Origin of the sequence: Streptococcus mitis, from assembly GCF_009496155.1 — a bacterium.
Classification (GTDB): domain Bacteria; phylum Bacillota; class Bacilli; order Lactobacillales; family Streptococcaceae; genus Streptococcus; species Streptococcus mitis_BQ.
In genome coordinates this window covers 1-2,714 of sequence record NZ_WIJP01000035.1, presented here as the reverse complement: position 1 = coordinate 2,714, position 2,714 = coordinate 1, and the positions used below count along the sequence as shown (strand labels likewise).

Here is a 2,714-nt window from a genome sequence, read left to right as displayed (position 1 = left end):
TCCAATTGTTCCTTATGAAGTTGATTTTTAGCTTCCTTTAATGTGTCGTCCAAAGTTTCTTCTCTATAAGTTGCTTCTGTTTTTAGTTGTTCTGATTCTTGATCTGGAGTGAAAATGATATCTAGCAGTCGATCTATTTTTTCAAGATCTTGGACAGACATATCAGATAGTCTATGAATTAGCTTCTTAAATACATCACTATTGTCTTGGTTTTTCTTAAAAAATTTTGTAAACATCTATAACCTCTCAAAAAAAGCAGCCTATCAGGACTGCTTAGTGTAATTCGGAAATCGCATCATAAATGGACTGCAATTTCTTATTGTCTTGATTCTTTGTGTCGATCAACGTATGTAGCTCTTCAATTTTCTTTTGACTACTTTGAATATCGCTATTGTTATCCGCAATCAGCCTTTTAAGATGTTGCTGATAACTTGTAGTGATATCTGTTTCTTTTCCTGTTCTAACCTCTGTAACTTTGGGTTTAGAACTAGAATTTGATTCCGTCACAGGTGCTTGTTTTCGCTTTTGAAAAGCTGCTTCATAATTTACATCATTACCTCCTTTATGATTTCCAAATAAGGCCGCAATTTTATCTGGATCTTCTTGATTTTCTGATTTACTTTCTAATGGTTGATTAAAATTCCAATCTTTTGTCATTCACTCATTTCATCCTTTCTAAATTCAGAATCATCGAATTGTCTTTCTTTACCAAAGGCATGGTCAAGAGCTTCTTCAAAACTCATGTGACTAATGCTTTGACGCCTTTTGAACGTCGCAAACATCGCTGTCTCCAGTTGCTCTTTGTAAGCAGCGAGTTTTTCTGTCTCTCTTGCTACCTTACTTTCTTGCCTAGTGACCTTTTCTTCTAAGCGTTCAATAATGGTCATATACGATCCTCCTTCATTCTAATATTAGCTAAAACATCTTGATTTTGTTATCACAATTCTAAACATTGAGAGGATTGTCTTACTGGTTGGTGCCCTAATGTCTCTTTTACAGTTTCAAGCATACATTGTAAATCTGATTTCTTTTCTCTAAGGACATCATTCCAGTCTAGTTTTTCTTTCCCAGATTCATTATCAGGTAAATCCAGTAAAACAGGAAATCCTGATTGAGATAACTTATCCGAAAAATCTTTTCCAGCATCATCACAATCTACCGCAAGTGTCAAGAAATCAGGATGATTATCAAAATAGCTGGTGGTATCACGAATTGTATTGATTAGAGGCAATAACTTTGAAGGTATTACAGTATCTAAAAACTCCAACTTTTGATTTTCTTCAGCTATCAGTCGTAAAGTTTGATAAGCGACAACAGACCTTTTTAATCCTTCCATAGATACCAAACGAACATCAGTTAGATTTTGTTGATGTAGTTCGTAATAGCTCATCAAGTCGATGAACGATTCACAAAAGACCAGTCTATTTGGTTTACCAATGTCAAAGGATATTCCAACATGTCCATGGCTTCCTTTTAGAATCGTTTTTAACCTCTTTCTAGGAAGAGAGTGATTCTTATATATTCCTTGTAAGCTTGCTGCCTGCAGTTTGTGTCGATGATCAAAGCTTTTAAAAACAATAACAGGTTCAACAGTTTCATTTGTTTTCCAACTGGCTTGTGCCATCAAACCTTGTTGAATCATCTTTTGTATGATTTCTTCTGAGATTCCTCTACATTCTTCTGTTAAATAATATCTGGCTAGACTACAGTTAGAATCTTCTATTCTCTTTAAAGGGTAATAAAATGGTCTCTCTCTTTTTTCTTGAACAGCTTCTTTTTGAAAATGTTCTTCAGAAAGAAAGGCTAGAGCTTCTTTAAAGGAAATTCCCTGAACAAGTCGAACAAAATCAATGACATCACCTTGAATATCTCTTGAAAACCATTTAAAAGTATTGGTAGTTGAAAAAATCCGAAATGAATCGTGTTCAGGATGTTCATAGACACTGCTCGAAACTTGTTTAAAGGAGATACCTAAACGATTGGCTACATCAAGAATTGAAATTTGCTTACATTCTTCTATTTCCATGCAATATCATCATTTTGTCGTAGTATTTGGCAGTGATGGAACAGATGAGGATTCTTCTAAAGTTTTGGGAGTGGCCTTATCCAAATCATCTAACCCAGATTTCCAAACCTGTACTTGGTTGACCAATAACTTACCAGGAAGTTTAGAATAGGACAATTTAACAGTTCTTGTTTCTGTCTGATTGGTTTTTGATTGGTTGGCATTCTTTAAATCAGATACATAGGTTACATTATAAGAGACCATGGCAATGGCTTGATTCGTAGTCTGATTGACAAAGATATCTGCTTTTTCAAAATGATAATCCAAAATATAATCCTTATACACTTGGTTCATGGCATCATTTTGACTTGACAATTCTTGAGAATAAGCCGATTCAGTCATATAAGGTTGAATACGTGTATTATTTTCTCCGAGCTTTTCTTTCGTATAGTACTGCGTCAAAAATTCTTTTACAGTATCCGATGACAAAATGCTGGCTTTATCTTCTGCTTGTTTGTCCTCTACAAGTTTAGCTGCAGCCAATTCGATTTCTTTGCGACTTTGTTTAGCAGTAGAATGTTGACCAGCAGTATATCCCATCATGAGAATAAAGCTAGTTGCAGCCACTGCTCCAACACTAATTAAGGCTTTAGTTTTGACTTTATTTAACATCTTAGACCTTCTTTCTATAAAAACTAGGTCAAGAATA

5 protein-coding genes are annotated in these 2,714 nt (G+C 34.6%); all 5 read right to left on the bottom strand.

The window, feature by feature from the left end:
• A partial coding sequence (locus GEZ84_RS10540; protein WP_153224489.1) for a hypothetical protein occupies positions 1–236 on the bottom strand: 236 nt, incomplete at its 3' end.
• A 37-nt stretch (positions 237–273) separates the two neighbouring features.
• Positions 274–657, bottom strand: a complete 384-nt coding sequence (locus GEZ84_RS10535; protein WP_153224488.1) for a DUF5945 family protein — start codon at positions 655–657, stop codon at positions 274–276.
• A complete protein-coding gene (locus tag GEZ84_RS10530; protein ID WP_000152419.1) occupies positions 654–887 on the bottom strand; it encodes a DUF5965 family protein in 234 nt (77 codons plus the stop codon). The genes GEZ84_RS10535 and GEZ84_RS10530 overlap by 4 nt, the downstream gene beginning before the upstream one ends.
• A 50-nt stretch (positions 888–937) precedes the next feature.
• Positions 938–2,026, bottom strand: a complete 1,089-nt coding sequence (locus GEZ84_RS10525) for a toprim domain-containing protein (RefSeq protein WP_153224487.1) — start codon at positions 2,024–2,026, stop codon at positions 938–940.
• A gap of 9 nt (positions 2,027–2,035) precedes the next feature.
• A complete protein-coding gene (locus GEZ84_RS10520; RefSeq protein ID WP_000933083.1) occupies positions 2,036–2,677 on the bottom strand; it encodes a hypothetical protein in 642 nt (213 codons plus the stop codon).
• Between the last annotated feature and the right edge of the window lie 37 nt (positions 2,678–2,714).